Source organism: Afipia sp. GW823-FHT06G09, from assembly GCF_058794875.1.
The window spans coordinates 146,615-172,497 of record NZ_JBXAHF010000005.1 but is presented as its reverse complement, the minus strand read 5'-3'; the positions used below and the strand labels follow the sequence as shown (position 1 = coordinate 172,497).

Genomic DNA, 25,883 nt, shown 5'->3' with positions numbered 1-25,883 from the left:
GACGCAGGGTGTCACCAGACTGAAGGAATTTCCTCACGATCATGTCAAGGACCGACGTTAGCTGTTGACGGCGGCTGGACCGTGCACCGAAAAGGAATGATTCCATGCGCAGAGCAGATATTCTCAGGCTGCCCTCGATGCCTGCCGCCGGTCCGAGTTATCCGGCAGGGCCGTATCGCTTTGTCGACCGCGAATTTCTGGTCATCACCTATGAGACCGATCCTGGTCTGATCCGGGCCGGACTTCCCGAACCGTTAGAGCCGATCGACAGTCCGATCGTGCACTATGAGTGGATCAAGATGCCGGACTCGTCCGGCTTCGGCAGCTACACCGAGTCTGGCCTGGTCATTCCCGCGCGTCTGAACGGCGAAGAGGTCAACTTCGTCTCGCAGATGTATCTCGATGACGATCCGCCGATTGCAGCGGGGCGCGAGATCTGGGGATTCCCGAAGAAGTATGCACATCCGAAGCTCGAGGTCGTGAAGGATACGCTGACCGGTACGTTGGAGTATTCCGGTCAGCAGGTGGCGATGGGCACCATGGGGTACAAGCATGAGGCGATGGCGGGGAACGGCGAGATCACGCGCGCCGCGCTGTCCAAGACCCAGATCAATCTGAAGCTGATCCCCGGTGTCGATGGCCGCGCCGAAGTCTGCCAGCTCGTTGCGATCAACCTAACTGACATCAACGTCAAGGGCTCCTGGATCGGGCCCGGACGGCTGCATCTCATTCCGCATGTCAACGCACCGGTCGCCGATTTTCCGGTCAGACGCGTGATCGGGGCACACCACTTTCTGGCCGATCTGACGCTGCCCTATGGGCGTGTCGTACACGACTACAACAAGGAAGCGGACGATCTGGCCGAGGCGGCGGAATGACCGGCGCTGACATGCGCCTGTAACAAACCTGTCGTCATATCGGATCGGTATTCGGGTGGTTCAATTTCAGCCATCCAGGGCGTCGTAAGTTTTAGGCGTTGGGGCGTATTGTGCAAGCAGAAGCGTTGATGACTGAGAGTGTCGCGGTCGGGCATTCGCCGCATGCGGCACAGATTCCAGGCCTGGTGTGGGCGTTCCGGATTCATGCCAATGGAAATTCCGAAGCGCTGAACGTCGACGAACCAATCGATCTGCGCGGTGACGGGCTGCTCTGGTTACATTTCAATCTCGGCGATGTGCGTGCTCATCACTGGCTGGCGTCGGCTGATCTCGATGTTCCCGAAGCCGGCAAGGCGCTGCTACTGTCGCGGGATAATTTTCAGCAGATCCATGCTGCTGACGACAGCATCTACGGTGTCTTTTCCGATCTTGTGCGTGCCATCGACCGCGTCACCGAGGAAACCGGATACCTTCATTTTGTCATGACGGAACGGCTGCTGCTGAGCGGTCGTCACCATGCACTGTGCGCCGTCGATGCGACACGGCGGGTCCTCGAAAGCGGTCAGCAACGTATTGGTAGCGCGGCTGCTCTGCTTGAAACCATTGTCGAACATGTAGCCGAGACAATGGAGCGTGTTGCAGAACGAGTTGCCGCGAGCCTCGACAGCATTGAGGAGAAGATACTCTCCGACGATACGGCCGACCTTCGCAGGGATTTGGGTCGCTTGCGCCGAACCTGTGTCCGTCTGCATCGTCAATTGTCGGGCTTGCTCCTGATATTCCGACGTCTCGATCTGCAAGGGCCGGATGCACTCAAACCGGCATTGCGGCTGCGCGCCGGCAAGCTGGCGCAGCGGCTGGATGCGCTCGACCACGTGGTCGTGGAAATGCGCGAGCGGAGCAGGCTTCTTCAGGAAGAACTGCATCTCAAGATCGAGGAACAGACCAATAAAAGCATTCACCTGTTGTCCGTGTTGACGGCGCTGCTGCTGCCGCCGACGCTGGTCACCGGCATTTTCGGGATGAACACCAAGGGACTGCCATTAACCGACGTGGAAACCGGCTTTCTGACCGCCAGTGTTCTGATCGTCTCGTCATCCGCGCTCGCATACTTCATCATGAAGCGCCTTGGTATTCTGAGATAACTGGAAACGCCGTGCGGTACCCCTGCGCACTGCTGCGGACGATTGCAACCACCAGCATTATATTTGGGTTATTGCTGCAAGGCGCTGCTGCGGCCGATCCGAAAGCAGCGCCAGACGAGCCTGTCGCGAAAAGCCCGCGCCAGATTCTGGCTGATTGGGGAATTCAGTTCAATGCGACCTATATATCGGAGGTGTTCGGCAATGCATCCGGCGGTATGCGGCGCGGTTCGATTTATACAGGTCGTTTCGATTTCGGCACGGATATCGATCTCGAAAAAGCTGTCGGCTGGACCGGCGCCAAGTTCCACGCCAACATGTTCCAGATTCACGGTCAGGGTCTGTCGCGCGATTATATCGGAAACCTCATGCTGGTCAGCGGCGTCGAAGCGCTCAACGCGACGCGTTTGTATGAATTGTGGATTGAGCAATCGCTGTTCGGCGGCGCATTGCTGGTTCGTGTTGGACAGCAGGCATCCGATGTCGAATTTATCGACAGCAAGTATGACGACATTTTCACCAACTCGGCGCTTGGCTGGCCAGGTATCACCGGCATCAATCTGTTGAGCGGCGGTCCATCGCCGCCGTTGGCTGTGCCGGGCGTTCGCATCAAGGCGCAACTGGCCGACGACATCACGGCTTATGCCGCGATTTTCGACGGCGATGCGGCGCCGCCGGACAGGCTGGTTGATCCACAGATCGCAAATCCGCACGGATTGCTGTTTCGCGTCAATGATCCGGCCTGGATGATTGGGCAGCTCAAGTACGGTTTTCAGATAGGCGAGAGCAAGCTGCCGGGCACTCTCACGGGAGGAGCCTGGAAGCATCTCGGCGATTTCGGCGACATGCGATACGCGGCGGATGGCCTTCTTCAGGCGGACCCTCTGAGCACGGGTGTCCCGCTGAAACGGCGAGGGAATCAGGGAATCTTCGGGGTGTACGAGCAGATGCTATCGCGCGCGACGCCGGGTTCTGACAAGGGTGTCGGCCTTTTCGTCCGGACATCCATCAGTCCGTCGGATCGCAACCTTATCAGCTTTTACATCGACGGCGGTTTCCAGTTTTCCGGCTTCAGTGACGCGCGTCCCAACGACAAGTTCGGCGTGGCTATGACCTATGCGCGCATTTCCGACGCGGCGCGCGCAGCCGATCGCGATGCTCAGGCGTTTACGGGGACACCGTATCCGGTGCGCGATTTTGAAGCTGTGTTCGAGATGACTTACCTGGCGGAGCTTCAAACCGGCTGGACCGTTCAGCCCGTTTTCCAGTATGTCTTTCATCCGGGAGGGGGCGTGGTCGATCCCAACGACCCGACCCAGACAAGGCGCATCAAGGACGCTGCGGTGTTCGGTCTGCGCAGTACCTTCAACTACTGACTATCGTCCCTTGAAATTTCCGGCGCGCCGCTCTGCGGTCGCCTTGATGCCTTCCTGGAAATCCTCGGTTTCGCGTAGCCATGTCTGCTCAGCGAGTTCGTGATCGGTTTGTGCCTTGACCCGATCCGCAAGGCCCGCCCGCATCGTCGCGCGGGTCGACATCAATCCCAGCGGCGAGTTCTCGGCGATCTCGTTGGCGAGCTTGAAAGCTTCGGCACGCACCTGATCCTGCGGCACCAGTACGTTGGCGAGTCCCATATTGAACGCTTCTTCGCCGGTCACGCGGCGGCTGGTATAGAACATCATTGCCGCATTGTTCTTCCCGATCACCTCAGGCAGCGTCACAGTCAGCCCGAAGCCGGGGTGAAATCCAAGCTTGGTGAAATTTGCAGCGAAACGTGCCTCGGGGCAGGTGACGCGGAAGTCGGCTGACACTGCAAGTCCAAGTCCGCCGCCGATAGCCGCGCCCTGGACGGCGGCGACGATCGGCTTCTTGTTGCTGAAGATGCGAACGGCCTCGAGATAAAGGTCGCCGGTCGTCCCGTCGCCTGAAGCGGCATCGCCGTCAAATCCGGCTGGCCGGTTGAAGTTTGCGCCGGCGCAGAAAGCTTTGCCTTGCGAGGCAAGCACAACGGCGCGGCTGTCCATATCCTTGTCTATCTCCCCCAGAGCATCGGCGATCTGGCGTATCAGGGACAAATCGAAGAAATTCAGCGGCGGCCGGCGAATCTCGATCAGCGTAACGTGTCCGTGTTTTTCCACGCCGATGTCGGTGAAGCCGCTCATTGAAAAGTCCTCTTTCATTCGTTGTTGATTCAGCGCAACCCAAGTCCACGCGCGATGATGCCGCGCAGTACTTCCGTCGTTCCGCCCTGGATGGTCAATTTCGGAGCGATCTTGGTGGCGAAGGCCAATTGATCTTCAAGGGTCCGATGGTTTGACGCATCGGTATCGATGAAGGCAGCCAGGTCACGCACGCGATGCGGAAGCTGCTGCTCCCAGATCGTGCCGATATCCTTGACAATCGACGCTTCGACCACCGGTTCCTTCCCAGCCTGCAGCATACCTGCAACAGAGACCGACATGCGGCGCATAGTGTGAAGCTGCGCGACAAGCCGGCCGATGCCTTCTGCACCGCGCGTGTCGGGGTTCGGCCCCAACGCACGCACCAGTTCGGTCAGAACATAATAGGTCTCAAGAAACCGTTCGGGCCCGCTGCGCTCATACGCCAGCTCGCTGGTTGCCTGTTTCCATGCGCCATCGATTTCGCCGAGGACGTGATCGTCCGGCATGAAGGCGTCCTGAAATACAACCTCATTGAATTCCTTCAGCCCGCTGATCTGTGCGATTGGATTGACCGTGATGCCGGGCGTCTTCATATCGACAAGGAACTGCGTCAGGCCGTGGCGGCGGTTCTCCTTCGTGGGAGGCGAGGTACGAAAGATCGCCAGCATATAATCGGCCATGTGCGCCGAAGTGGTCCAGATTTTCGTCCCGTTGATCAGCCAGCCGCCGTCGGTCTTGGTGGCTTTCGTCTTTGCCGCGAACAGATCGGAGCCGGAGTTGGGCTCGCTCATGCCGATGGCGAAACAGACTTCGCCGCGGCAGATGCGCGGCACGATGTCCATCTTGATTCGCTCGTTGGCGTATTTGAGCAACACCGGACCACTCTGGCGGTCGGCTACGAAGAAGCGGCGGGTTGGCGCGTTGGCAATACGCATTTCTTCGGTAACGACGTAACGCTCAAGGAATGTGCGTTCGTGGCCGCCATATTTTTTCGGCCAGGTCATGCCGATCCAGCCGCGCTCACCGACCCGGCGACTGAATTCTGGGACGTCTGTGTCTTCGCGTTGCGGCTCATGCGGATTGAAGGTGCCAGCGGCGATTTCCTCGGCGAGAAAGGCGCGCACCTCATGCCGGAGTGTTTCGCATTCTTCCGGCAGACGAATTTGATCAAAACGAAGCGCTGCGGTCATGTGCCTTGTTTTCCCTTGTCAGCGCGATGCGACCAGCGGCCACAATTCGTCCGCGCCACGCGCGGCGACAAACTTGCCGAGCTCAGTTGCCCAGTAACTTTCGTGGCCGAAATCGTCGCGCCATCCCAGCGCACGCAGCGTGTAACGATGCAGGATATGCTCCATCGAGAAGCCGATAGCGCCGTGCACCTGATGCGCGATCGCTGTGCCTTTCTCTGCGGCTTCCGCGCAGCGAACCTTGGCAGACGCGACCTCGAGGAATACGGCATCGTCGAAGGAGGAACTGTTCGCAATGGTGTCGGCCGCCGATCCAGCCGCTGCGACGGCGGCCGCGACTTCGCCCGCAAGTCGGGCGAGATTGTGCTGCACCGCCTGGAATTTCGAGATCTGCTTTTCGAATGCAATACGCTCATTCGAATAGCGAACCGTGATGTCGAGCATGGTTTCCAGCGCGCCAGCGATTTGCAGGCTGCGCACGGTCGCGCCCATCAGCATCAAGGACGCAGGCGTCGTACCGGACGGAGCGGGCCTTGTCGAAAGCGGTTTGACGTCATCGAACGTTACGGTGTCCGACGCGTCGCTGCCGAGGCTCTCACCAGCTTCGATCCGGCAGGCAGAGGCTTCCACCTGCGCGATGGAGTAGCCCTTCGCGCCTTGCGCGATCACCGCGATATGCGCCGCTTCAGAGGCGAACGGCACGGCGCGGACCCGTCCGCTGAGCGAGCCGTCCGGGTTGATTGTGATGCGATCCTGCGGCCGCGCCGGGGCAACGGTCATTTTACCGACGGGTGAGGGAAGTCCGGCCTGAGCCAGCAGCCAGCCTGCGAGCATTGTTTCGACCAGCGGAATTGAAACCGCAAACCGGCCTGCCGAACCCGCAACGCTGAATCCATCGGCGAGGCTGGCACCCGAACCATCGCAGTCTTCCGGCACCCACGTCAGCGGCAGTCCCGCGTCGGTGAGTGCAACCCAGAGCGGTGTTTTCCAGCTGTCGTTTATGGCGTTGTTGATGTTCTGGGCGTCGGCGAGGTCGGAAAAGATACGTTCGGCGGTTTCCGCAACAATGTTTTCGGTCACGCTAAGATACCTCTTACCAGCTCTGAAAACCGGTGCCCTTGATTGTCAGCAAGCATCGTCCTGCACATTTATTTGCCCAGCATTGGGCCGGGACGTTGTTATTGCAACGCAACTAGCGTCGGATTGGGATGCCAGCCAGCGGCTGTTGGCGATGAAATGACATCGTCCGGAACGGTATCCTTTCGCTCCGAACGGTGTCAAATCAGATCAGGTTTTCAGAAACAGTGCAGCAGAGGCCGGTCACCCGCTCCGAGGCGCTCGCTGAAGCTCCGCAATCTCGCGTCGCAAAGCGAGCTTCTCTTTGAAGGTTCGGGTGACATCGCGAAGAACCGCGACCGTTCCGTCGGGCAGGCCGTGCGCATCGCGCAGCATGACGATTGTAAATTCGACAGAGATGCGTTGGCCGCTCTTGGTAAGCGCTGGAACCGAGAGCAGATCCCCTGCGCCATAGCGGCTCTCGCCCGTCGCCATCGTGTGCCGGTATCCAGCCCAGTGTCGCGCCCTGAGATTCTCGGGAATGATGAAATCGAGCGGCTGTCCCATCGCTTCATCGGATGAGAAACCGAAAATCCGCTCAGCGCCTGGATTCCAGAACGTGACTGTGCCGTCACGATCGGTCGCGATGATGGCATCCGATGCGGATGTCAGTAACGCGTCGGCAAGACCGGATGGAACGGCAATCATATTGTTTTGTCTCATTGGGGTGGTGCTGATGGCGCGTGTGCCGGCTTATTGAAAGTTTCTCTCGAAGACTGATCCGTGTCGGCATCACGGGACCAGCATGGCGAGGCCAGGCATTTCCGGATCTTGCCGGCGAGCTCAGTCTCCTGGCCCGATGATGTCTGATACATCGTTCCTCCATCGCTTGTCGTAAGACAGCTGCTATCCTCGTTGCGGCACACTTGCTGACAAGCGAGAAATCCTGGCCGATCATATCGAAAAAACAGATATATCGGCTTGCGTTGAATACCAAAGGTCAGCGCGATGATGCACGCGCGGCTCGTTTGGCTGGCTTTGTGGCAGTTTTGCCTTTCGCCGCCGAGCCAGCCAGCCGGTGCATGATCTCAATTGCGCCGGCGATGATGTCGCGCCCGCTGTCGATCGGATAAACGGCATAGGCAGGCATGGAGAATTCGGGCGCGCCAGCCACGATGCGCAATCGTTTCGATGCCAGATGCGGACGTACGATCCGCATCGGAAAATAGCCGGACCCACCGTTCTTCATGAGATGCTGCAATCCAAGCCAGCCGATGTTGGCCGTCAGCGCGGGCCCCCCGAAACCCGGAAAGCATGCGCTGTGCCTTGCGTAGAATTCGGGACCCCAGTCCACATAGATGTATCCTGCTTGTGGTTCAGGCGCGTTCTTCGCACTCGTCGATACCATCACAAGACACTCGTCGAACAGTTGCTCGACCTTCAGGCCGGGGCGGCTTTGCGGGGTATACATCACGCCGATATCGATCCGGCCCTCGATGAGGCCTTGCATGATTTCCGGCTCGAGCCCGCTTTCGGCCCTGATGGAGATTGCAGGCGCTGCTTTTTGCATCAGCGGCAGCCAGTCCAGCAGGAATTCTTCCCACAAGCCGATCCGCCCGCCGATCACGAGTGTTCCGCCGAAGCCGTCAGGAATACCGATATCATGACGTGCCTGGGCGACCGTTCGCACCAGTGCCGTCGCGTGCCGCTGAAACTGACGGCCGGCGGGCGTCAGCGTTGTTCCGGCCTTGTTGCGGACAAACAGAACGCAGCCGAGAAGCTCTTCCAGGGTATGGATGCGCGTGCTGACGGTTGACTGGCTGACATGGAGCCGGTCGGCGGCGCTGATGAAGTTGCCGGCTTCGACGACGGTGAGGAAAGTCCGGGCCAGTTCGGTGTCCATCGCCACTTTCTCGCATCGGAAAAACCGATATTAATGGCTAAACTCAAGCAATTGTCAAAAGGATGAAAAACGGCGTAAAAACCCTCTTTCGCGGGCAGGGCTCTCGCAAGGCGTGTCAAACCGGGAGAGCGAATGCATGCCTCGCATGCGTTGCATTCGCGGGCGGCGGTAAACGGCCAAGGATGGTCTTTCGCTCCCGCCACAACAACGATACGATTGAGGGATACCGGCGAGGACCGGTAGATGAATTCACCGATCGTATGATCGATTCCATCCATCTTTACGCAAGAACGCGGCAGTCAAGGGAAACGTCATGACCAATCGTATGCAGTTCTATATCGACGGAAGCTGGGTCGATCCCGTCGTCAAAAAGTCTATTCCTGTCGTCAATCCGGCGACGGAAGAAGCGATGTATGAGATTGCGGTTGGATCGAAAGCCGACGTCGACAAGGCGGTTGCTGCAGCGCGCCGCGCATTCGAAACCTTCTCGCAGACCACTCGCGAGGAGCGTGTCGCGCTGCTCGAAAAGATCATCGCAGTCTACAAGACCCGCATGAAGGATATCGGCGCTGCCGTGTCTGACGAGATGGGTGCGCCGCTGCCGATGGCCGAGAAGATGCAGGCCGGCGCTGGCCTCGGTCATCTTGCCTCCACGCTCGAGGTTCTCAAGAACTACCAGTTCGAAGAGCCGATCGGCTCCGCCGTCGTCGTTCGGGAGCCGGTCGGCGTCGTCGGCATGATCACGCCATGGAACTGGCCGCTCAACCAGATCGCCTGCAAGGTCGCGCCTGCGATCGCGGCTGGCTGCACCATGATCCTGAAGCCGTCGGAATACACGCCGTCGTCGGCACTGATCTTCGCGGAAATCCTCCATGAAGCAGGCGTGCCGAAGGGGGTGTTCAACCTGGTCAATGGTCTCGGCCCCGATGTCGGCGTCGCCATGAGTGAACATCCGGGAATCGACATGATTTCGTTCACCGGTTCGACCCGCGCCGGAATCGACGTTGCGAAGCGTGCCGCCAACACCGTGAAGCGCGTCAGCCAGGAACTGGGCGGAAAGTCGCCGAACATCATTCTCGACGACGCGGACTTCACCAAAGCTGTGACCGGCGGCGTAGCGCACATGTTCAACAACTCCGGCCAGTCCTGCAACGCGCCTTCGCGCATGATCGTGCCGCAAGCGAAGATCAAGGAGATCGCGGCGATCGCCAAGGCTGTGGCAGACAAGACCAAGGCGGGCGATCCGCGCGCCGAGGGCACCACGATCGGTCCTGTCGTCAACCGCATCCAGTGGGACAAGATTCAGGGCCTGATCCAGAAGGGCATCGACGAAGGCGCCACGCTGGTCGCCGGTGGTCCTGGTCTGCCGGAAGGTGTCAACAAGGGCTTCTATGTCCGTCCGACCATCTTCTCGGATGTCACCAGTGACATGACGATTGCCAACGAAGAAATCTTCGGACCGGTTCTCGTGATCATGGGCGCCAAGGACGAGGCGGAAGCCGTGAAGATCGGAAACGACACGCCGTACGGTCTTGCGGGCTATGTCTCCGCTGGCACCGTTGAGCGCGCACGCAAGGTTGGCCGCCAGCTCCGTGCGGGCAACGTCAATCTGAACGGTGTGCCGAACGAGCGCACCGCTCCGTTTGGCGGCTACAAGCAGTCGGGCAACGGCCGCGAGTGGGGCAAGTTCGGTCTCGAGGAATATCTCGAAGCGAAGGCGATCGCCGGTTTCAACGCAGCCTGAGATTGTCCGCTATGGTTTTGCCGGCGCGGGCCTCTCGCGCCGGCATATTTTATTCTAAGGCCAACCTGGATCGATAAGCACCATGGCGACACCCGACACCGTTGTCTTTGTAGGTCTGGGTCAGATGGGCCTGCCCATGGCGAAGCGCTGCATCGCTGCCGGTTTCAAGGTTCGTGGTGCCGATCCGTCAGGGCCTGCGCGCGATGCGCTCGCCGCTGCGGGCGGAGAGGTCTTTGCGGGCGGACGCGAAGCCGCCAAAAACGCGTCGATCCTGATTACCATGCTGCCGGACAGCCGAATCGTGCGCGAGGCTGTGCTCGGCGAGCAGGGCGTCGCCGATGTCCTTGCGAAGAATGCGCTGATCATCGACATGAGTTCATCGGTGCCTGTCGATACGCAGTCGCTTGGCAAGGATCTTGCCGCGCGCGGGATTGCGCTGATCGATGCGCCGGTGTCCGGCGGCGTCAAGCGCGCCATCGACGGCAGCCTGTCGATCATGGCTGGCGGTGATACTGCGCTCGTGGAGCGCGCGAAGCCGGTGCTGCAAGCCATGGCGAAATCCGTTTTTGCGATCGGCCCGCTTGGCTCGGGCCACGCGATGAAGGCGCTGAACAACTACGTCTCCGCCGCTGGACTCGTCGCAGCCTGCGAAGCGCTGCTGGTCGGCCGACGCTTCGGCCTGAAACCGGAGACGGTCATTGACGTCCTCAATGCTTCGACCGGCAAGAACAACTCCACCGACGTCAAGATGAAGCAGTTCGTGATCTCGGAGACGTTCGCGTCAGGTTTTTCCCTGGCCTTGATGGCCAAGGATTTGCGCATCGCCGCCGATCTGTCGAAGCTTGTCGGGCTGGATAACTCGAATGCGGAAACCATCGCCGCGTTTTGGGAGAACGCCAAGTCGGCGCTCGACAAGAACGCCGACCACACCGACATCTATCGATTCATTGCGTCAGCGATTCAGGACCGCTGACGCACAGATGCTTATTTCAAGGCGCTTTGAACCGCCGCATCGATCGCTGCGAGTCCTTTCGCCACATCGCCCGTGATGTGAAGCCGCAGCGCGCGCCGCCCGCGTTCCGCTAGCACACCGAAATCGCCGCGTGCCTGCGCTGCCTCGATAACACCGAAGCTGATCTTCTGGCCGGGTACGTCCAGATCGTCCGAGTTATCCGAAGTGATCTGCAAAAACACGCCGTTGTTCGGCCCGCCTTTGTAGGCCTGTCCTGTGGAATGCAGAAAGCGTGGCCCGAAGCCGACACATGTCGCGGCCTGTTTACTGTCGCGGATCGTCATGCGGATATTCTGTAGCGCAGCGATGTTGGCGTCGTGGCGGTCAAGATAGGCGAGAGCGGCGACATAATCCCCCGCCTTGATGCGCGCGAGGTGGGCCTTGAGCCATGATGCCAGATCGCCGTCGGCCCCGGACTTTCGCAAAGCGTCTGCATTCGCGGCATCGGTAAAGATCGCAATCGCGCCGTCGGTTGCGACAGCCGTCTCGGCCGGCAACGCGCCTGACGTCTCGAACGCGGACGTCAGCTCGCGCGTCTTTGCTTTTGCGGCTTCGACATCCGGCTGGTCGAACGGATTGACACCCATCACCGCCCCGGCCACTGCGGTGGCGATCTCGAAGCGGAAGAATTCCTGTCCGATATGCGCGGGGCTCGTCACGGTAATGCGGACGACGGGATTGCCGGCGGCTTCCAGCGCAGCCAGCGCTGTTTCACGAGCGCTGTCGCTGTCGTCCTTCAGCCGCAGATCGATGAACACGCGATCCTTCCAGTAAATCTCTGGCTTGCCGAGCGGTTCGCCTTCAAGCGGAATCAGTGCCTTGCCGTTCTTGCCGGTGGATTCGGCGATCAGCTGCTCGGCCCACGCTCCAAAATCTGCGATGCGCGTCGATCCGGTCAGGGTGAGCTTGTCGCGGCCATGCCTGGCGGCAGCGGCGAGCGCCACTCCGAACTGAACGCCAGGATTTTCCGCAGGCGGCACGTCGGGGCCGCAGGAACGGACCATTGCGGCAGCAAGGCCGAGAAGCTCCGCGATATCGATTCCTGCCGCAGCCGCCGGAACAAGTCCGAACGGTGAGAGCACCGAGTAGCGGCCGCCGATGGTCGGCTCGCCGTGAAAGATTTGCGCGAAACCGCGCGCGGTCGCTACTTTTTCAAGCGACGAGCCGGGATCGGTGACTGCGACAAAACGCTCGGCAGCCTTTGCCCCGGCGCGCACGAAGAAATACTCCATCAGCGCATTCGGTTCTGTGGTGCCGCCGGATTTGCTCGACACGATAAACAGTGTCTTGTCGAGATTGATCGTGGCTTCAGTCCGTCGAACCTGTGCCGGGTCCGTCGAGTCCAGAATGCGCAGTTTCGGGAAACCGCCGATCTGGCCATAGGTTTCGGCGAGCACTTCCGGTCCGAGACTTGAACCGCCCATTCCGAGCACGATGACGTCGGTGAAATTCTTGCTCTTCACCCATCCCGAGAAAGCCACGTAGCGCTCGATCTCGTTCTGCTCGCGCGCCACGACATCGAGCCAGCCAAGCCATTTGGCCTCGTCGCCGCCGGTCCACACCCTGGCATCGCGCTGCCACAACGCACGAATGGTGCCGCTGGCACGCCACTGCTCCAGGAGAGTCTTGGCGTTCTTCTCAATCTCCACAGGCAGCTTGATTGTTTGCGCGTCGATGCGTGAGCCGAGAATGGCGGCGCGCTTTTGCGCGACTGCTCCAAGCAACTTGTCGAAAGCTTCGGCGAACAGCTTGACGCCATCGTCGACCAGCGCGTCGGTGATTGCATCGAGTGAAATGCCCGCCTTTGCGAGATCCGCGAGAACGCGCTCGGCGTCCGGGATATTCTGTTCAAGACTGTCGCGCGGTTTGCCGTGATCGCGGAAAGCATCGAGCGTTGCAGGGGGAACGGTGTTGACCGTGTCGCGACCGATCAGCTCCTCAACATAGAGAACGTCGCTGTAAGCCTTGTTCTTGGTGCCGGTCGATGCCCACAGCAGACGCTGAACCCGTGCTCCCTTCGCCGCGAGCTTTTTCCAGCGCTCGCTTCCGATCACTCTTAGATAGTGTTGATAGGCCAGCTTGGCATTGGCGATGGCCACCTTGCCCTTGAGTGCTTCGAGCTGCGTCTTTTCCTCACCACTTGCGGCAGCGATCTTGCCGTCGAGTTGAGTATCGACCGAGGTGTCGATGCGGCTAACGAAGAAACTCGCCACGCTGGCGATGCGCTTCGGATCGCCGCCACCGGCGACAAAGTCCTCCAGCCCGGCGATATAGGCTTCGAGAACTTCCGCATACATCTTCTGCGAGAACAGCAGCGTGACATTGATGCTGATGCCCTGCGAAATCAGTGCGCGAATCGCTGGAACGCCCTCGGGGGTGCCGGGGACTTTCACCATCAGGTTACTGCGTCCGACGCTGGTCCAGAGTCGCTGCGCCTCGGCGATGGTGCCTTCGGTGTCGCGCGCCAGATAGGGCGAGACTTCGAGGCTGACATAGCCGTCCGCGCCCTTCAGTTCGTCATAAACCGAGTGCAGCGCGTCCGCCGCTCGCTGGATGTCTTCCACCGCGAGCGTTTCATAGAGATCGCTCGCCGAGCGGTCGCGCTCTTTCAGCAGCGCAGAAACGGCGTCGTCATACTCGTTGCTGCCGCCAATCGCCTTCTCGAAGATCGAGGGATTGGATGTGACGCCGCGCACTCCGTCGCTGTCGACCAGCGCCTTGAGTTCGCCATTGGCGATGAATCCGCGTGCGAGGAAATCGAGCCAGATGGCCTGGCCGTGGGTCGTAAGAGCTTTAACTGGGTTCATGCCGTCTCTGGGGATTGGCGGAGGGAAGGGAACGTTCGTCTCTTTTAGCCAGAATAGATCGCCTATGGGGCAGCAATATAGAGAGTGCCATCGCCGGCCTGATTTTTTGCTGAACGGCGGGAGAAAAATATCCGCCTGCCGCCCTTGGGAGGGGAAGGATTCTCTCCATTTTAAGCCGTGCGGGCAAGAATATCGTTAGTTTTTCAGCGATATGGACCGTTTTCGGGCGGGCGAATAGATAATTGTTCTCCAAATCTTACTGAATGTAGCTGAGGACACTCCGTCATGCCCGGTATCCCGGTCTCCGCTGGTTTCGCGATTGGTCTCGCCTTTGGCGTTGTCGGTCTCCTCAGCGGCTTCTGCCTGATGAGCAGCCTGCGCGACTGGTGGACCGCCAATGACGGCCGCAAGGTCCGCAGCTATGCCGTCGCCCTGGCCGTTGCGATCATCGGTACGCAGTTTGTCGCGGGTGCTGGCCTCGTCGATATCGCCAAGTCGCTTTACCTGCAGCCTTCGTTCTCCGCGCCGCTCATTTTCGCCGGCGGGCTCCTGTTCGGCTTCGGCATGGTTCTCTCCAACGGCTGCGCCTCGCGCGCGCTGGTTCTGCTTGGCAAGGGCAACCTGCGCTCGCTGGTCGTGATCGCCATTATCGGTGTCACCGCGCAGATGACGCTGAAGGGCCTGATCGCGCCTGCGCGCCTTGCATTCCTTCAGGCGACGCAAATCACGCCGACCACTGTTTCCGCGCCCGCGCTGCTCGCCACCATGGGCTTTGATGAGTCTGTCGCCCGTATCGCGCTGACGCTGATCGCGAGCGGTTCGCTGCTGATCTTCGCGTTTTCGGATCGTCAGTTTCGTAATGCTTATGGCCAGATTGCAGCCGGTCTTGCGATGGGCCTTCTGGTCACGGCCGGCTGGCTTGCAACCGGCTGGCTCGGCGCCGATGACTTCAACCCGATTCCTGTGACGTCACTGACCTTCGTCTCTCCGATTGCGGACACGCTGCAGTACACGATGCTCTCGACAGGCCTTTCACTGAGCTTCGGTATCGCGCTTGTTGTCGGTGTTCTCAGCGGCAGCCTTGTGACGGCGATTGCGACCGGACGTTTCAAGCTGGAAGGCTACACCTCGCCGAACCACATGGTGCGCTCGATCTCCGGCGCGGCTCTGATGGGAATCGGCGGTGCGATGGCTTACGGCTGCTCGATCGGGCAGGGCCTGACCGGTCTCTCCACGCTCGGTATGCCGTCGTTCATTGCCGTCGCGGGCATCCTGTCCGGTGCAGCGCTCGGCATCCGCGGCGCGGCTGTCGTTCCCGCTCTCGCAACGCGCTAACGATAGCGTTCACCGGAACGTTCACGGCAAGTGGCTTGTTCTCTTGAGTGCGCTCCGGCATCCTCCGGCGCGTTGTTGTAAGAGGCAGGTTGCCATGAATCGCCGTGAACTTTTTTCCGCCGTTGCCAGCCTCGCGCTGACGTCGGCCATTTCGCATCCTGCACAAGCGCAGACCAGGGCGAAACCTCCCGAGGACAAGCCGTTCGCGGAGCATTTCATCGCGCTGCAAATTTCCGATTCCGATCAGAAGAAGCAGCGTCTGGTGTTGAGTGTGGCGAGCAATCTGCAGAAAGCCTACGGACAGGACAAGATCGCGATCGAGGTGGTCGCGTTCGGCCCTGGCATCGATCTCCTTCGCGCGGAAAGCGAGAACCGTTCGCTGGTCGATAGCCTCATCACACAGGGCGTCCGCTTCGATGTGTGCGGCAATACGCTCGACACCATCGAACGCGAGACCGGACAGCGGCCGAGGATCAATCCGCATGCTGTTGAGGTGCAGGTCGGCGTCGGGCATCTGCTGACCCTAAGCGAAGGCGGCTATACCGTTATTCGCCCCTGATCCTCCTGCAAGCTATTCAGCAGGACCGCCTTTGCCGAGGAAATTCGCCCAGCGCCGCTGAAGCATGTCGCGCGGGGAGCCATCGACCAGAATGGCGATGCCAAGCCGCGCACCGATGACCATGCCGCCGATCGCGAGAGGCGCCGACAGAGCAAGCATCGATCCCGCCGTCAATCCCTGACCAATGGTGCAGCCGCCGGCAAGAATGCCGCCGGCGCCCATCAGCAAGCCGCCGCCGAGGTGGCGCCGCATTTCGTGATCGTCGTCGAAGGCTTCCCAGCGCAGTTCCGCCGAGCGCCATGCGGCAAGCCATGACCCGGCGACCACTCCGAATACGCTGCCGACACCGAAGTCGGCGAAATTCGTGACGTTTTGCAGGCCGGCGTAAAGCGCCTTGCCGATGGTTGAGACGAACGTCAGGCTTTGCGGCCGCGCCGGGCCTGCGAAATCATCCACCACGCACGCGGTCACGATCCAGCCGGCGATAATCAGAATGCCGAGCACGACTCCTGCAGACAGGAGGCGCGGCGCGCGGCGAAGCCGGGGATCGCGCAGCGCGAGCCAGCACAATGCGGTTCCCACCAATACCGCGAGGATGGCTCGCGTATCGATACCGAGAAATTGTGACGACAGCGATGCGATGTCGGCGCGCGTGCCGTCGGGCATGGGTAGCGACAGTGATTCCAGGAACTCGATCCGAAATGTTGCGAATATTCCGCGCAGCGTTGCGTAAGCCGCGCCGCCCAATACGAGAACGACCACAAGGCTGCGCAGGTCGCCGGTGCCGAGCCGCACCAGCGAGCCGAAGCCGCAGGTGCCGACCATCGCCATGCCGACGCCGAACATCACGCCGCCGATCAGGATCGACACCAGCGGCAAGGCTGCGGGCGTGTATGTCACGAGTGCGGGATCGAGAATGCCGCCGATAACAAGCGCCTGTGTTCCGAGAATGGCAATGCCGAGCGCCAGTCCGAACACGCGCAGCCGCCGGCTGTCGCCGCCCATCAGCGCGTCTTCAATCGCGCCGAAGGTGCACAGCCGCGCATGGCGCACGGCAAAGCCCGCGATCACGCCGATGGCGAAACCGCCGATTGCTTGCATCCAGGCAGACATGTTCTGCATGGCGTTCTCCCGGACCGGCGCGACGTGAAGCCTTGCGGGCCTTGTCGCGTCCGCCTGCCGTTGCGGCAGGTTTATTTCTTGTCCGCGGCCTCCACTGGCGCGCAGAAAATATCGTAGACCACCGAGATCACCCGGCGGACATCCTCGTTGGCGAGGCTGTAGTAGATCGTCTTGCCGTCGCGGCGCGTATCGACCATGCCGTCGTAACGCAGGCGCGCGAGTTGCTGCGACACGGCCGACTGGCGCAGCGACAGGATGTTCTCAAGTTCGGTGACAGACCGCTCGCGCTCCGCGAGCAGGCACAGCAGCAGAAGGCGATTTTCGTGCGACAGCGCCTTGAGGAAGTTGCTGGCCTTGCGCGCCTTGCGCATCAACTGGTCGAGTTCTGGCGAATACTCCGCGCCGTCGCGAAGTTCGGTTTCCAGTTCGGATGAAAGGATCGATGTCATAGGCATGGCTTTCAAACGGTGGCTCAGATTCGGTTCGGTTCGCGCGCCGCGGTCTGCACCTTTGCCGCAAGCGCGTCGAGCAATCCCCAGAAGGCATTGTCGTTGCTGTAGCCGGTGATGCGGCCGATCTCGCGGCCGTTGTCCACCACCACGAAAGTCGGCGTGAAGCGAACCGGCGAGGCGAGGGTAACGCCGCTCATTTTCTGGCTCTGGATATCGACCCGCCGCAGCGGCAGCGCCTTGGCCTCGTCGGTCCGGTCGTACAGCGCGCCAACGTCGCGCTCCCATCGCTGACAGTAGACGCAGCCGGCCTGCTCGAACATCACGAGTTCAGCCGCGCCCGCTAAAGCGGGCCAGAGTGCGCCCGCCGCGAACGCGATAGCTGCCATACCGGAGGTTCTTGCGCGCAATCCTGCAAACATGTGATACATATACACGAATTCGCATGTATCTACCAGAGCCGGGAAATCCGTGGTTTCTTCCATTTCTTTTGCTGGGGCGCTGGGGGCGGGGGTGCTGTCGTTCCTCTCTCCCTGTGTTTTGCCGTTGGTGCCGCCGTATCTGTGTTTTCTGGCGGGGATCAGCCTTGATGAGCTGACACACAAGCACAAGGCGCGCGGCTGGCGGCCGGACTGGCGCGTGGTGGCGCTGTCGTTCGCCTTCGTGCTCGGCTTTGCCACGGTGTTCGTCGCGCTCGGCGCATCGGCGTCGGTGATCGGCAAGGCTGTCACCACGTATTTCGATACCCTCGCCATTGTTGCAGGTGTGATCATCATCATTCTCGGTCTGCATTTTCTCGGGGTCTTTCGGATCGGACTCCTGTTTCGCGAAGCGCGATTTCAGAACGTCTCGAAACCCGCGGGATTTTTGGGTGCCTATATCGTCGGCCTTGCGTTTGCATTCGGCTGGACGCCCTGTGTCGGACCGGTGCTGGCTGCGATCTTGATGGTTGCGGGGATCGAGGGATCGGCGGCGCGCGGCGCGCTGCTGCTTGGGGCCTATGCGCTCGGGATCGGCATTCCGTTCATGCTTGCCTCGCTGTTCTCCGGTCCGTTCGTGCAGATGATGGCGCGGCTGCGCGGCCACATGGGCACTATCGAAAAGGTGATCGGCGGGGCTCTTGTGCTGACCGGCGTGCTGTTTTTGACTGGCGGCATGCCGCGCATCGCGGGCTGGCTGCTGGAGACATTTCCTGCATTCAGTTCATTCGGTTGACGCGACAGAGGGAGGCGCAGTTGCCCAACAACAAAAGCCATCTGACCCGGCGGCACGCCATCGCCGCGCTCGGCATGGGAGCTCTGAGCCTGCGCGCATCGCCGTCGTTGGCGAAAGCGACGCTCGGTGACGACGGCATCTATCATATGGACTGGTATCTTGAGAGCTTCCTCGACGTGTCCGAAGATCTCACCGGCGCGACGGCGAAAGGCAAACGCTTTGCGATCATGTGGGGCCTCAAGGGCTGCCCGGCCTGCAAGCGGATGCACGAAGTGCATATGATGGACCCGAAGATCGAGGGTTACATCCGCGACAATTTCGAAATCCTTCATCTCAATCATATCGGCGCGCGCGAAGTGACTGACTTCGATGGGCGCAAGCGCAGCGAGAAGGCGTTCGGCGAAGCCTACGGCATCCGCTTCACCCCCACGATCCAGTTCTTCCCCGAGAAGGCTGACGGGCTTGCCGCACGGAGCGGCCAGGCGCGGGAAGTCGCGCGCATGCCGGGCCTGCTGGAGCCGGCGGAGTTTCTCGCGATGTTCCGTTACGTGCGCGAGAAGGGATATGAGTCCGCGCCATTCCCGGAATGGCTCAAGCGCCAGGCGTGAGATGTCTTATCCCTCCCCCTTGTGGGGAGGGTGGCGCGGTGTGAGCGCAGCGAACAACGGGCCGGGTGGGGGTGATCACCGCGTTACGCTTCTGCCCCCACCCCGGCCTCCGCTTCGCTCGGCCGACCCTCCCCACAAGGGGGAGGGAGATGTCAGCATCGCGCACTCCATCCTGATTCAATTTTCAAACAGCCACGCGTGATTACTCTCGCGCACCGCGCGAGTTGATCTATGAAACGTGCCCCACAAAGAACGAGGGGCATGGAGCGCCGCGAGGCGCACCCTGTGTTCGTTTCGCTTCCGGCATCGCGTGCGAGGCGATGGTCGTCCGGAAGCGCATCGCCTTGCGGCGCTCCATTGCGGCGATTTTGGGCGAGGGGACCGTACTTCCGGGTGCGGACGGGGGAGGTTACTCGACCCCTGATCCGGACGGCTTTCGCCGCCTTCGCCCGCTCCGCGTCCAGCCGGCAAACGGCAGAGCCACATAGTTGGCCCGGACGGTGACCCCAGCCTCCCGGGCGTTGTGTTTGCGAGACACACGCGCAGGCGCCGCATCCTGCTCCGCTTCAAAGCGCCCTCGAGAAGCGCCCCTCACGACCAGGACATGGCGAACTTAAGCGCGCTTCAGAACACGGGGATGCGTATCCCCATCACGAAATGTTGCAGGCTACGCTCGCTCATATGATCCGCCGTCATTCCGGGGCGCGCGGCTTCGCGCGAACCCGGAATCCATGTTCACTCACCGGATTCCCGCAGGATGGATTCCGGGCCTGCGCCAAGCGGCGCATCCCGGAATGACGGGCCAGGAAACGCGCGCCCCGGAATGATGGGATTAGAAGTCGCTGCATCCGGGCTGCGCATGCTTGTTTTATCCTGCGATCGCCGGTCCGTGCGTATTGTTTTGTCTTCCGGAAGATCTCTTTAACCAAGGCGTCATGGCACCTGAGCGCAAGACTCCGCACGCATGCAGGTTTCAAAAGTTGACACCGGCCTGCAACAAGCGAATTCTGACCGGCGTCACGAGGATGCGCTGAAGGCGGCTCCTGCGTTCGAACATGCCGGTGCCATCGGTCGCTCCCGGAGACGGTTGGAAAACAACGGGACGATTGTGCAACGTCAAAGAACGGAGAGATCAATGTCGGACACGTCGGTTCAACCGCGGGCGACCTTACCCCGGTCATTTGCGCTTCGTGAAGCTCTCGCTCAAAACTGGTGGCTGGTGCTGTTGCGCGGCATCGCGGCCATTCTCTTCGGAATATTGGCGTTTATCTGGCCGGGCCTGACGCTGCTGACTCTCACGCTGATGTGGGGCGCATTCGCGCTCGCCGACGGAGTGTTCTCTTTGTGGGGCGCAATATCAGGCAGAGGCGGCGCCATAGCACCGCGCTGGTGGCTCGCTCTCGTCGGCGTCGCCGGCATTATCGCGGGCTTGCTCGCGTTCTTCTGGCCCGGCACGACTGCCCTGATACTGCTGACGTTCATCGCAGTCTGGTCGATCGTTATCGGCGTGCTGGAGATCTGGGGCGCGATTCAATTGCGCAAGGAAATCGAAGGCGAATGGTGGCTGATTCTCGGCGGTCTGCTTTCGATCGGCTTCGGCGTTCTCCTTCTGGCCCGGCCCGGTGCCGGCGCACTGGCGCTGGTCTGGACGATCGCCTGGTTCTCGGTGCTCACCGGGGTGATTTTCATCGGGCTGTCGTTCCGGCTGAAGAAGCTCAAGGCGCCGGCCTGAATCGACAGGAGAAGAGGCGCGCGGCTTTAGAAGTCCAGCTTGTCGCTGATCGCGGCGATGCCTGCCTTGGCGCAGGCCTCGTCCGCATCGCCGCCCGGCGCGCCGGATACGCCGATGCCGCCCAGCATTGAGCCGCCGGCCTCGATCACCACACCGCCGCCGATCAGCACCACATTGGGAAGCTGACGCAGGCCCTGCATCGCAGGCGCCTGAGTGGCGGCGACAAGATCGGTGGTGTTGCTCTTGAAGCTGACCGCGGTCCACGCCTTGCCGGTCGCGGTGGGTGGCGTGTGCGCACCCGCGAAGCGATCACGCAGCATCACCTGCGGCGTGCCTGAACGGTCGACCACCGCGACCGCGACCTGATAGCCACGTTTGCGGCACTCGGCGAGCGCGGCCTTGGCTGCGTCCAGCGCAATCTCGGGGGTGAGCGACTTGGTGGCGACAGTCGCATCCTGTGCGCGCGCCGGAGCCGAGGCAAGGGCGCAGACAGCCGCGATCGCCAGCAGATATCGCATCTTCATCTCGTTCTCCGCTTCGCGTGCCGCTTACTTGTTGACCGGCGATTCCGGATCGAACAGCAGCGCGACGAGGTCCTGGATCTGTTTTTCGCTCAGCACCTTGTTCGCGCCGAAGCGCGGCATGTTGGAGCATGCGAACACAGCCTGCGAATCGTAGATCTTGGTGAAGGCGTTCTTGATCTCGTCGGGCGCGTATTTGCGGTCCTTGCCGTAGTTGGTGAGGCTCGGGCCGAGTGTGCCGAAGGACACCTCCGATTTCTCCAGCTGGTGGCAGGCATAGCAGTTGCCGCCCGCAACGGTATCCGGCGGATCGGAGAACTGTCCGCCGCGGCCGTTGTTGGCGATCTTGCGGCCTTCCTTCCAGTCACCGAGGAATTTTCCGTCGGCGGGATAGACCACCTTCGCCAACTCGCGCTTGGTAATCGCGTCGGCTTCCTTCGACGGCACGTTGTTGTGGAAGGCGTTGCAGGTCTTCAGCGTCTCGTCGGGAACGATGCGCTCCTGCCATTCCGGCGGCGCCTTGCCGAAGGTCGCCTTCACGTAGGCGTCGACAATAGCCGGGTCGATGGTCTTCGGTGCGGTCTGCGCGGCGGCGGAGAAGGGCAGCGTGATGATGCCTGCGGCAAAAGCCAGCGCAGCGATATTCATTGTCTTCGTCATGATGCGCTCCTCTCTCAACGCTTGATCGACGGGACGTTGATTTCCGCGCCCGCCGCCTGCTTCTGCAGGAACACGGTCAGCGCGGTGAGCGCGTCGGATGCGTATTCAGGAACCGGCCAGCGCTGCTGCCGATAACAGTCCCACAACCGGTGCTGCATGGTGCGGAGCGCACCCTGCGACACGCGATAGGTCGGCCAGCCGGCCATGGTTTCCTGCGGCTGCTTGCCGGGCTTCGACAGATCCGGCAGGCCCTGCAGGCGGATGCGCTTGCCTTCTTCGGCATGGCAGGTCGAGCAGGAGAAATCGTTCACGCCGCCGCGACGATAGAACAGCGCTTCGCCGACCGCCGCCATTTCCTGCTCTTTCGGATGGCTGAGAGGAATGTCGATCTTCATGCCGTTCGACTTGTTGGCGATGTAGGCGACAAGGTCTTCCATGTCGGAGGCCTTGCCGGGACCGGAGAAGCGGCGCGCGATCACATCCTTGGTGTCGAGGCCCTGAATGTTGGTCATGCACCAGAGCAGGCGCTGCTCGAGGTCCATCACCTTGTCGGAGTCCTTGAAGTAACGCGGCAATTTTGCGAACGCGCCTTCCAGCTTGCCCGGGCCCTGACCGAGATCGCAGGTTTCGAGCGAGACGTCCTTGGTTCCGCGCTTCTGCTTCCAGAGCACTTCGCCGCGGTCCACCGCGAGATAGCCGGGATTGGACATCGGATCGGAAATCATCGCGCGGTAACGCTCGATTTCCTTTTCGCTGGCGTCCTGCGCCAGAGCAGGGGCGCTCGACGCGCACATCAAAATGGCAAAAGCGATTGCCGACCGAATCGTGGTCCGTCTCATTCCTGGTCCTCCCCTCCGTCAGACCGTCTGTGCGGCCCTTTCGGCTTCCGGTTTAGCCTCGTGTCGAAGTTCGCTTCATTTTGCAGCGCCTTACAAGGCGTGTAGAAATAGGCGGACTCACAGACCCAGACTAGAACATCTTTACATTCACGAAAAAGAATATAATGATGTGTCCCGGATCATGATAGATCAGGCTTGGCATCGTCAAGCGATACTATCGTCAAGGGAAGCAAAAGACTCCCGCAGGAGGAATCATAGATGAAGTTCACTGAACCAACGCGCCGTGACGCGCTGACGCTTGCAGCGATCGCGGGTTTGACCGCCGTGTTCGCGCCGAAAATGGTGTTCGCGGATGAAGCGGCCGTCGCCGCCGAAATCAAGAAACTGTACGGCGACAAGAAACTCGACAGCGGCAAGATCAAGCTCGATGTGCCGGAGATCGCCGAGAACGGCCTCGTGGTACCGGTCAACGTCGAGGTCGAAAGCCCGATGACAGATTCGGATTACGTGAAAGCGGTGCATGTGTTCGCCGACGGCAATCCGCTGCCGGGCGTCGTCACCTACAAGTTCACGCCGGCCTGCGGCAAGGCTTCCGCCTCGACCCGCATGCGCCTCGCGCAGACGCAGAACATCGTGTGCGTCGCGGAGATGTCGAACGGCAGCCTTTACATGACGAAAGCCAACGTGAAGGTCACCATCGGCGGCTGCGGCGGCTGATCGGACATCGCTCAACAAGAAAAGATTCAGGCGAGGAATTTTCCAATGGCCAATGCACCCACACCGCGCGTTCGTGTTCCTGCCACCGCGAAGGCGGGCGAACTGATCGAGATCAAGACCCTCATTTCGCACGAAATGGAATCGGGCCAGCGCAAGGATTCGTCCGGCAAGGTCGTGCCGCGCAAGATCATCAACAAGTTTACCGCGACCTTCAACGGCAAGCCGGTGTTTGAGGCGGACTGGAATCCGGCGATCTCGGCCAATCCGTACCAGTCGTTCTTCTACAAGGCGTCCGAGACCGGCGAGTTCACCTTCACCTGGAAGGATGACGACGGTTCGGAATACACCGCCAAGAACAAGCTGACGGTCGGCTAAGGCGGGACCGTCATTGCGAGGAGCGTGAGCGACGAAGCAATCCAGCTTCTCTCTCAAGAGTGGATTGCTTCGCTTCGCTCGCAATGACAGCTTTATTGTAGGTGGTCTGATGATATCGAGGCGGGAATTCCTGCAGGCGAGCGCGGCTGCGTCTGCGCTCACCATCGGCGGCGGACTTGGGCCGCTCGGGCGCGTCGCGGCGCAGCAGAAGCTGACGCAGGCGGATATCCTCAAGTTCGATCCGCTCGGCACGGTGACCATTCTCTATGTCGCGGACAACCACGCTCAATTGATGCCGCTGTATTTCCGCGAGCCGTCGGTCAATCTCGGCGTCGGCGCGGACAAGGGTCTGCCGCCGCATCTCACCGACGATGCGTTCCGCAAATATTTCAACATCGCCGCAGGATCAGCCGACGCCTACGCGCTAACGGCGGATGATTTCGTATCGCTCGCGCGCAACTACGGCCGCATGGGCGGCATGGACCGCGTCGCGACCCTGATCAACGCGGTGCGTGCGGAACGCGGCGAGGACAAGGTGCTGCTGCTCGACGGCGGCGACACCTGGCAGGGAAGCTGGACCTCGTTGCAGACCAAGGCGCAGGACATGGTCGATGTCATGTCGGCGCTTAAGGTCGATGCGATGGTCGGCCACTGGGAATTCACCTACGGCGCGGATCGCGTCAAGGAGATCGCGGACAAGGCGCCGTTCGCATTCCTTGCGCAGAACATCCGCGACAACGAATGGCAGGAGCCGGTGTTCGAGGCGCGCAAGATGTTCGAGAAGGGCGGCGCGAAGATCGCCGTGATCGGACAGGCATTGCCTCGCACCGCCGTCGCCAATCCGCGCTGGATGTTCCCGAAATGGGAGTTCGGCATCCGCGAAGAAGACATGCAAAAGCAGGTGGACGAGGCGCGGGCCGAGGGCGCGCAGATCGTCGTGCTGCTGTCGCACGACGGTTTCGATGTCGACCGCAAGCTCGCGGGCCGGGTGAAGGGTCTCGACGTGATCCTGACCGCGCATACGCACGATGCGATGCCGGGCCTCGTGCGCGTCGGCGACACTGTGCTGGTCGCGACCGGATCGCATGGCAAGTTTGTTTCTCGCTTGGACATCGAGGTAAAGGACAAGAAGGTATCGGGTGTCCGCTTCAAGCTGATGCCGGTGTTCACCGATGCGATCAAGCCGGATGCCGCGATGAGCGCGCTGGTCGAGAAGGTGAGGGCGCCGTTCGCCAAGGATCTGGCGCGCGTGATCGGCAAGACGGATTCGCTGCTGTATCGCCGCGGCAATTTCAACGGCACGTTCGACGATCTGATCTGCGACGCGATGCTGTCGGAGCGCGATGCCGAGATTGCGCTGTCGCCGGGATTCCGTTGGGGCGGCACGCTGCTGCCGGACAGCCCGATCACATGGGAAGATGTCACCAACGCCACCGCGATCACCTACCCGAACTGCTATCGTAACCAGATGACCGGCGCGCAGCTCAAGGAAATCCTCGAAGACGTCGCCGACAACATCTTCCACCCCGATCCGTACTTCCAGGGCGGCGGCGACATGGTGCGCATCGGCGGCATGGGTTATTCGATCGATGTGTCGAAGCCGATGGGCTCGCGCATTTCCGATCTCACCCATCTGAAATCCGGCAAGCCGATCGATGCGGCGAAGAGCTACAGCGTCGCGGGCTGGGCCAGCGTCAACGAAGGCACGCAGGGTCCGCCGATCTGGGACGTGGTGTCGGCGCATGTCGGCAAGCGTGGCACGGTGAAGGTCGAGCCGAACAGGGCTGTCAAAGTTTCAGGCGCGTAACGCGGGACATTTCAATGCAAAGTCGCGCTCAACATATTCACGTATCGAGATAG

General features: G+C 60.9%; 25 protein-coding genes. 13 read left to right on the top strand and 12 right to left on the bottom strand.

Annotated features, from left to right (window positions below; genetic code table 11):
* The first annotated feature begins 104 nt into the window (after nucleotides 1-104).
* The 3 genes from AC1Q67_RS21755 (at nucleotide 105) to AC1Q67_RS21745 (ending at nucleotide 3,396) form a co-directional block, all read left to right on the top strand.
* A complete protein-coding gene (locus AC1Q67_RS21755; protein WP_492237369.1) occupies nucleotides 105-878 on the top strand; it encodes an acetoacetate decarboxylase in 774 nt (257 codons plus the stop codon).
* Between the two features lie 128 nt (nucleotides 879-1,006).
* Nucleotides 1,007-2,023 carry a CorA family divalent cation transporter gene (locus AC1Q67_RS21750; RefSeq protein ID WP_492237370.1) on the top strand — a complete coding sequence of 339 codons (1,017 nt, stop codon included), beginning with the start codon at nucleotides 1,007-1,009 and terminating at the stop codon, nucleotides 2,021-2,023.
* Between the two features lie 11 nt (nucleotides 2,024-2,034).
* Entirely contained in the window at nucleotides 2,035-3,396 is a 1,362-nt protein-coding gene (locus AC1Q67_RS21745; protein ID WP_492237371.1) for a carbohydrate porin, read from the top strand.
* On the opposite strand, the gene AC1Q67_RS21740 is transcribed toward AC1Q67_RS21745, so the two are convergent.
* From AC1Q67_RS21740 to AC1Q67_RS21720, 5 genes are all read right to left on the bottom strand, one after another.
* Complete coding sequence (locus AC1Q67_RS21740; RefSeq protein ID WP_492237372.1) at nucleotides 3,397-4,182, bottom strand: enoyl-CoA hydratase/isomerase family protein; 786 nt, start codon at nucleotides 4,180-4,182, stop codon at nucleotides 3,397-3,399.
* A gap of 29 nt (nucleotides 4,183-4,211) precedes the next feature.
* Nucleotides 4,212-5,372 (bottom strand): acyl-CoA dehydrogenase family protein, encoded by a 1,161-nt coding sequence (locus AC1Q67_RS21735; RefSeq protein WP_024573723.1) that lies wholly within the window; start codon nucleotides 5,370-5,372, stop codon nucleotides 4,212-4,214.
* 18 nt (nucleotides 5,373-5,390) lie between these two features.
* Complete coding sequence (locus AC1Q67_RS21730) at nucleotides 5,391-6,449, bottom strand: acyl-CoA dehydrogenase family protein (protein ID WP_492237373.1); 1,059 nt, start codon at nucleotides 6,447-6,449, stop codon at nucleotides 5,391-5,393.
* A 240-nt stretch (nucleotides 6,450-6,689) separates the two neighbouring features.
* Nucleotides 6,690-7,133: a PAS domain-containing protein gene (locus AC1Q67_RS21725; RefSeq protein WP_492237374.1), complete on the bottom strand. Its 444-nt coding sequence runs from the start codon at nucleotides 7,131-7,133 to the stop codon at nucleotides 6,690-6,692.
* Nucleotides 7,134-7,425: 292 nt separating this feature from the next.
* On the bottom strand, nucleotides 7,426-8,328 hold the full coding sequence (locus tag AC1Q67_RS21720) for a LysR family transcriptional regulator (RefSeq protein WP_492237375.1): 903 nt from the start codon (nucleotides 8,326-8,328) through the stop codon (nucleotides 7,426-7,428).
* A gap of 313 nt (nucleotides 8,329-8,641) precedes the next feature.
* On the opposite strand from AC1Q67_RS21720, the gene AC1Q67_RS21715 reads away from it, so the two are divergent.
* Both AC1Q67_RS21715 and AC1Q67_RS21710 read left to right on the top strand, forming a co-directional pair.
* Entirely contained in the window at nucleotides 8,642-10,072 is a 1,431-nt protein-coding gene (locus tag AC1Q67_RS21715) for an aldehyde dehydrogenase family protein (RefSeq protein ID WP_024573727.1), read from the top strand.
* 82 nt (nucleotides 10,073-10,154) lie between these two features.
* On the top strand, nucleotides 10,155-11,045 hold the full coding sequence (locus tag AC1Q67_RS21710; protein ID WP_492237376.1) for an NAD(P)-dependent oxidoreductase: 891 nt from the start codon (nucleotides 10,155-10,157) through the stop codon (nucleotides 11,043-11,045).
* Between the two features lie 11 nt (nucleotides 11,046-11,056).
* Here the strand turns inward: AC1Q67_RS21710 and AC1Q67_RS21705 are convergent, their stop codons facing one another.
* Nucleotides 11,057-13,891, bottom strand: coding sequence for a bifunctional transaldolase/phosoglucose isomerase (locus AC1Q67_RS21705; protein ID WP_492237377.1), 2,835 nt, complete (start codon nucleotides 13,889-13,891; stop codon nucleotides 11,057-11,059).
* A 285-nt stretch (nucleotides 13,892-14,176) separates the two neighbouring features.
* On the opposite strand from AC1Q67_RS21705, the gene AC1Q67_RS21700 reads away from it, so the two are divergent.
* Both AC1Q67_RS21700 and AC1Q67_RS21695 read left to right on the top strand, forming a co-directional pair.
* Nucleotides 14,177-15,226, top strand: coding sequence for a YeeE/YedE family protein (locus tag AC1Q67_RS21700; protein ID WP_492237378.1), 1,050 nt, complete (start codon nucleotides 14,177-14,179; stop codon nucleotides 15,224-15,226).
* 94 nt (nucleotides 15,227-15,320) lie between these two features.
* The gene (locus AC1Q67_RS21695; protein WP_492237379.1) at nucleotides 15,321-15,785 is read left to right on the top strand and encodes a DsrE family protein; all 465 of its coding nucleotides are present in this window, start codon (nucleotides 15,321-15,323) and stop codon (nucleotides 15,783-15,785) included.
* Nucleotides 15,786-15,797: 12 nt separating this feature from the next.
* On the opposite strand, the gene AC1Q67_RS21690 is transcribed toward AC1Q67_RS21695, so the two are convergent.
* From AC1Q67_RS21690 to AC1Q67_RS21680, 3 genes are all read right to left on the bottom strand, one after another.
* Complete coding sequence (locus AC1Q67_RS21690) at nucleotides 15,798-16,907, bottom strand: YeeE/YedE family protein (RefSeq protein ID WP_492237380.1); 1,110 nt, start codon at nucleotides 16,905-16,907, stop codon at nucleotides 15,798-15,800.
* Between the two features lie 71 nt (nucleotides 16,908-16,978).
* Nucleotides 16,979-17,356 carry an ArsR/SmtB family transcription factor gene (locus AC1Q67_RS21685; RefSeq protein WP_006019580.1) on the bottom strand — a complete coding sequence of 126 codons (378 nt, stop codon included), beginning with the start codon at nucleotides 17,354-17,356 and terminating at the stop codon, nucleotides 16,979-16,981.
* A gap of 23 nt (nucleotides 17,357-17,379) precedes the next feature.
* Complete coding sequence (locus AC1Q67_RS21680) at nucleotides 17,380-17,841, bottom strand: thioredoxin fold domain-containing protein (RefSeq protein WP_492237381.1); 462 nt, start codon at nucleotides 17,839-17,841, stop codon at nucleotides 17,380-17,382.
* On the opposite strand from AC1Q67_RS21680, the gene AC1Q67_RS21675 reads away from it, so the two are divergent.
* The 3 genes from AC1Q67_RS21675 (at nucleotide 17,828) to AC1Q67_RS21665 (ending at nucleotide 20,911) form a co-directional block, all read left to right on the top strand.
* Nucleotides 17,828-18,571 carry a cytochrome c biogenesis CcdA family protein gene (locus AC1Q67_RS21675; RefSeq protein ID WP_492237382.1) on the top strand — a complete coding sequence of 248 codons (744 nt, stop codon included), beginning with the start codon at nucleotides 17,828-17,830 and terminating at the stop codon, nucleotides 18,569-18,571. The two genes, AC1Q67_RS21680 and AC1Q67_RS21675, sit on opposite strands and share 14 nt — an antisense overlap.
* A 20-nt stretch (nucleotides 18,572-18,591) precedes the next feature.
* Nucleotides 18,592-19,179: a SoxW family protein gene (locus AC1Q67_RS21670; protein WP_492237383.1), complete on the top strand. Its 588-nt coding sequence runs from the start codon at nucleotides 18,592-18,594 to the stop codon at nucleotides 19,177-19,179.
* A gap of 1,135 nt (nucleotides 19,180-20,314) precedes the next feature.
* Nucleotides 20,315-20,911, top strand: a complete 597-nt coding sequence (locus AC1Q67_RS21665; protein ID WP_492237384.1) for an HdeD family acid-resistance protein — start codon at nucleotides 20,315-20,317, stop codon at nucleotides 20,909-20,911.
* A 26-nt stretch (nucleotides 20,912-20,937) separates the two neighbouring features.
* Here the strand turns inward: AC1Q67_RS21665 and AC1Q67_RS21660 are convergent, their stop codons facing one another.
* From AC1Q67_RS21660 to soxA, 3 genes are read right to left on the bottom strand one after another with little or no spacing between them, the layout of a single operon-like run.
* Nucleotides 20,938-21,435: a GlcG/HbpS family heme-binding protein gene (locus AC1Q67_RS21660; RefSeq protein WP_492237385.1), complete on the bottom strand. Its 498-nt coding sequence runs from the start codon at nucleotides 21,433-21,435 to the stop codon at nucleotides 20,938-20,940.
* Nucleotides 21,436-21,459: 24 nt separating this feature from the next.
* Complete coding sequence (soxX, locus tag AC1Q67_RS21655) at nucleotides 21,460-22,092, bottom strand: sulfur oxidation c-type cytochrome SoxX (protein ID WP_492237386.1); 633 nt, start codon at nucleotides 22,090-22,092, stop codon at nucleotides 21,460-21,462.
* A gap of 14 nt (nucleotides 22,093-22,106) precedes the next feature.
* On the bottom strand, nucleotides 22,107-22,931 hold the full coding sequence (gene soxA, locus AC1Q67_RS21650; RefSeq protein ID WP_024573739.1) for a sulfur oxidation c-type cytochrome SoxA: 825 nt from the start codon (nucleotides 22,929-22,931) through the stop codon (nucleotides 22,107-22,109).
* Between the two features lie 258 nt (nucleotides 22,932-23,189).
* Between soxA and soxY the strand changes: the two genes are divergently transcribed.
* From soxY to soxB, 3 genes are all read left to right on the top strand, one after another.
* On the top strand, nucleotides 23,190-23,648 hold the full coding sequence (soxY, locus tag AC1Q67_RS21645) for a thiosulfate oxidation carrier protein SoxY (protein WP_492237387.1): 459 nt from the start codon (nucleotides 23,190-23,192) through the stop codon (nucleotides 23,646-23,648).
* Nucleotides 23,649-23,693: 45 nt separating this feature from the next.
* Nucleotides 23,694-24,023 carry a thiosulfate oxidation carrier complex protein SoxZ gene (gene soxZ, locus AC1Q67_RS21640; protein WP_002710965.1) on the top strand — a complete coding sequence of 110 codons (330 nt, stop codon included), beginning with the start codon at nucleotides 23,694-23,696 and terminating at the stop codon, nucleotides 24,021-24,023.
* A 109-nt stretch (nucleotides 24,024-24,132) separates the two neighbouring features.
* The gene (gene soxB, locus AC1Q67_RS21635; protein WP_492237388.1) at nucleotides 24,133-25,830 is read left to right on the top strand and encodes a thiosulfohydrolase SoxB; all 1,698 of its coding nucleotides are present in this window, start codon (nucleotides 24,133-24,135) and stop codon (nucleotides 25,828-25,830) included.
* Nucleotides 25,831-25,883 lie beyond the last annotated feature (53 nt).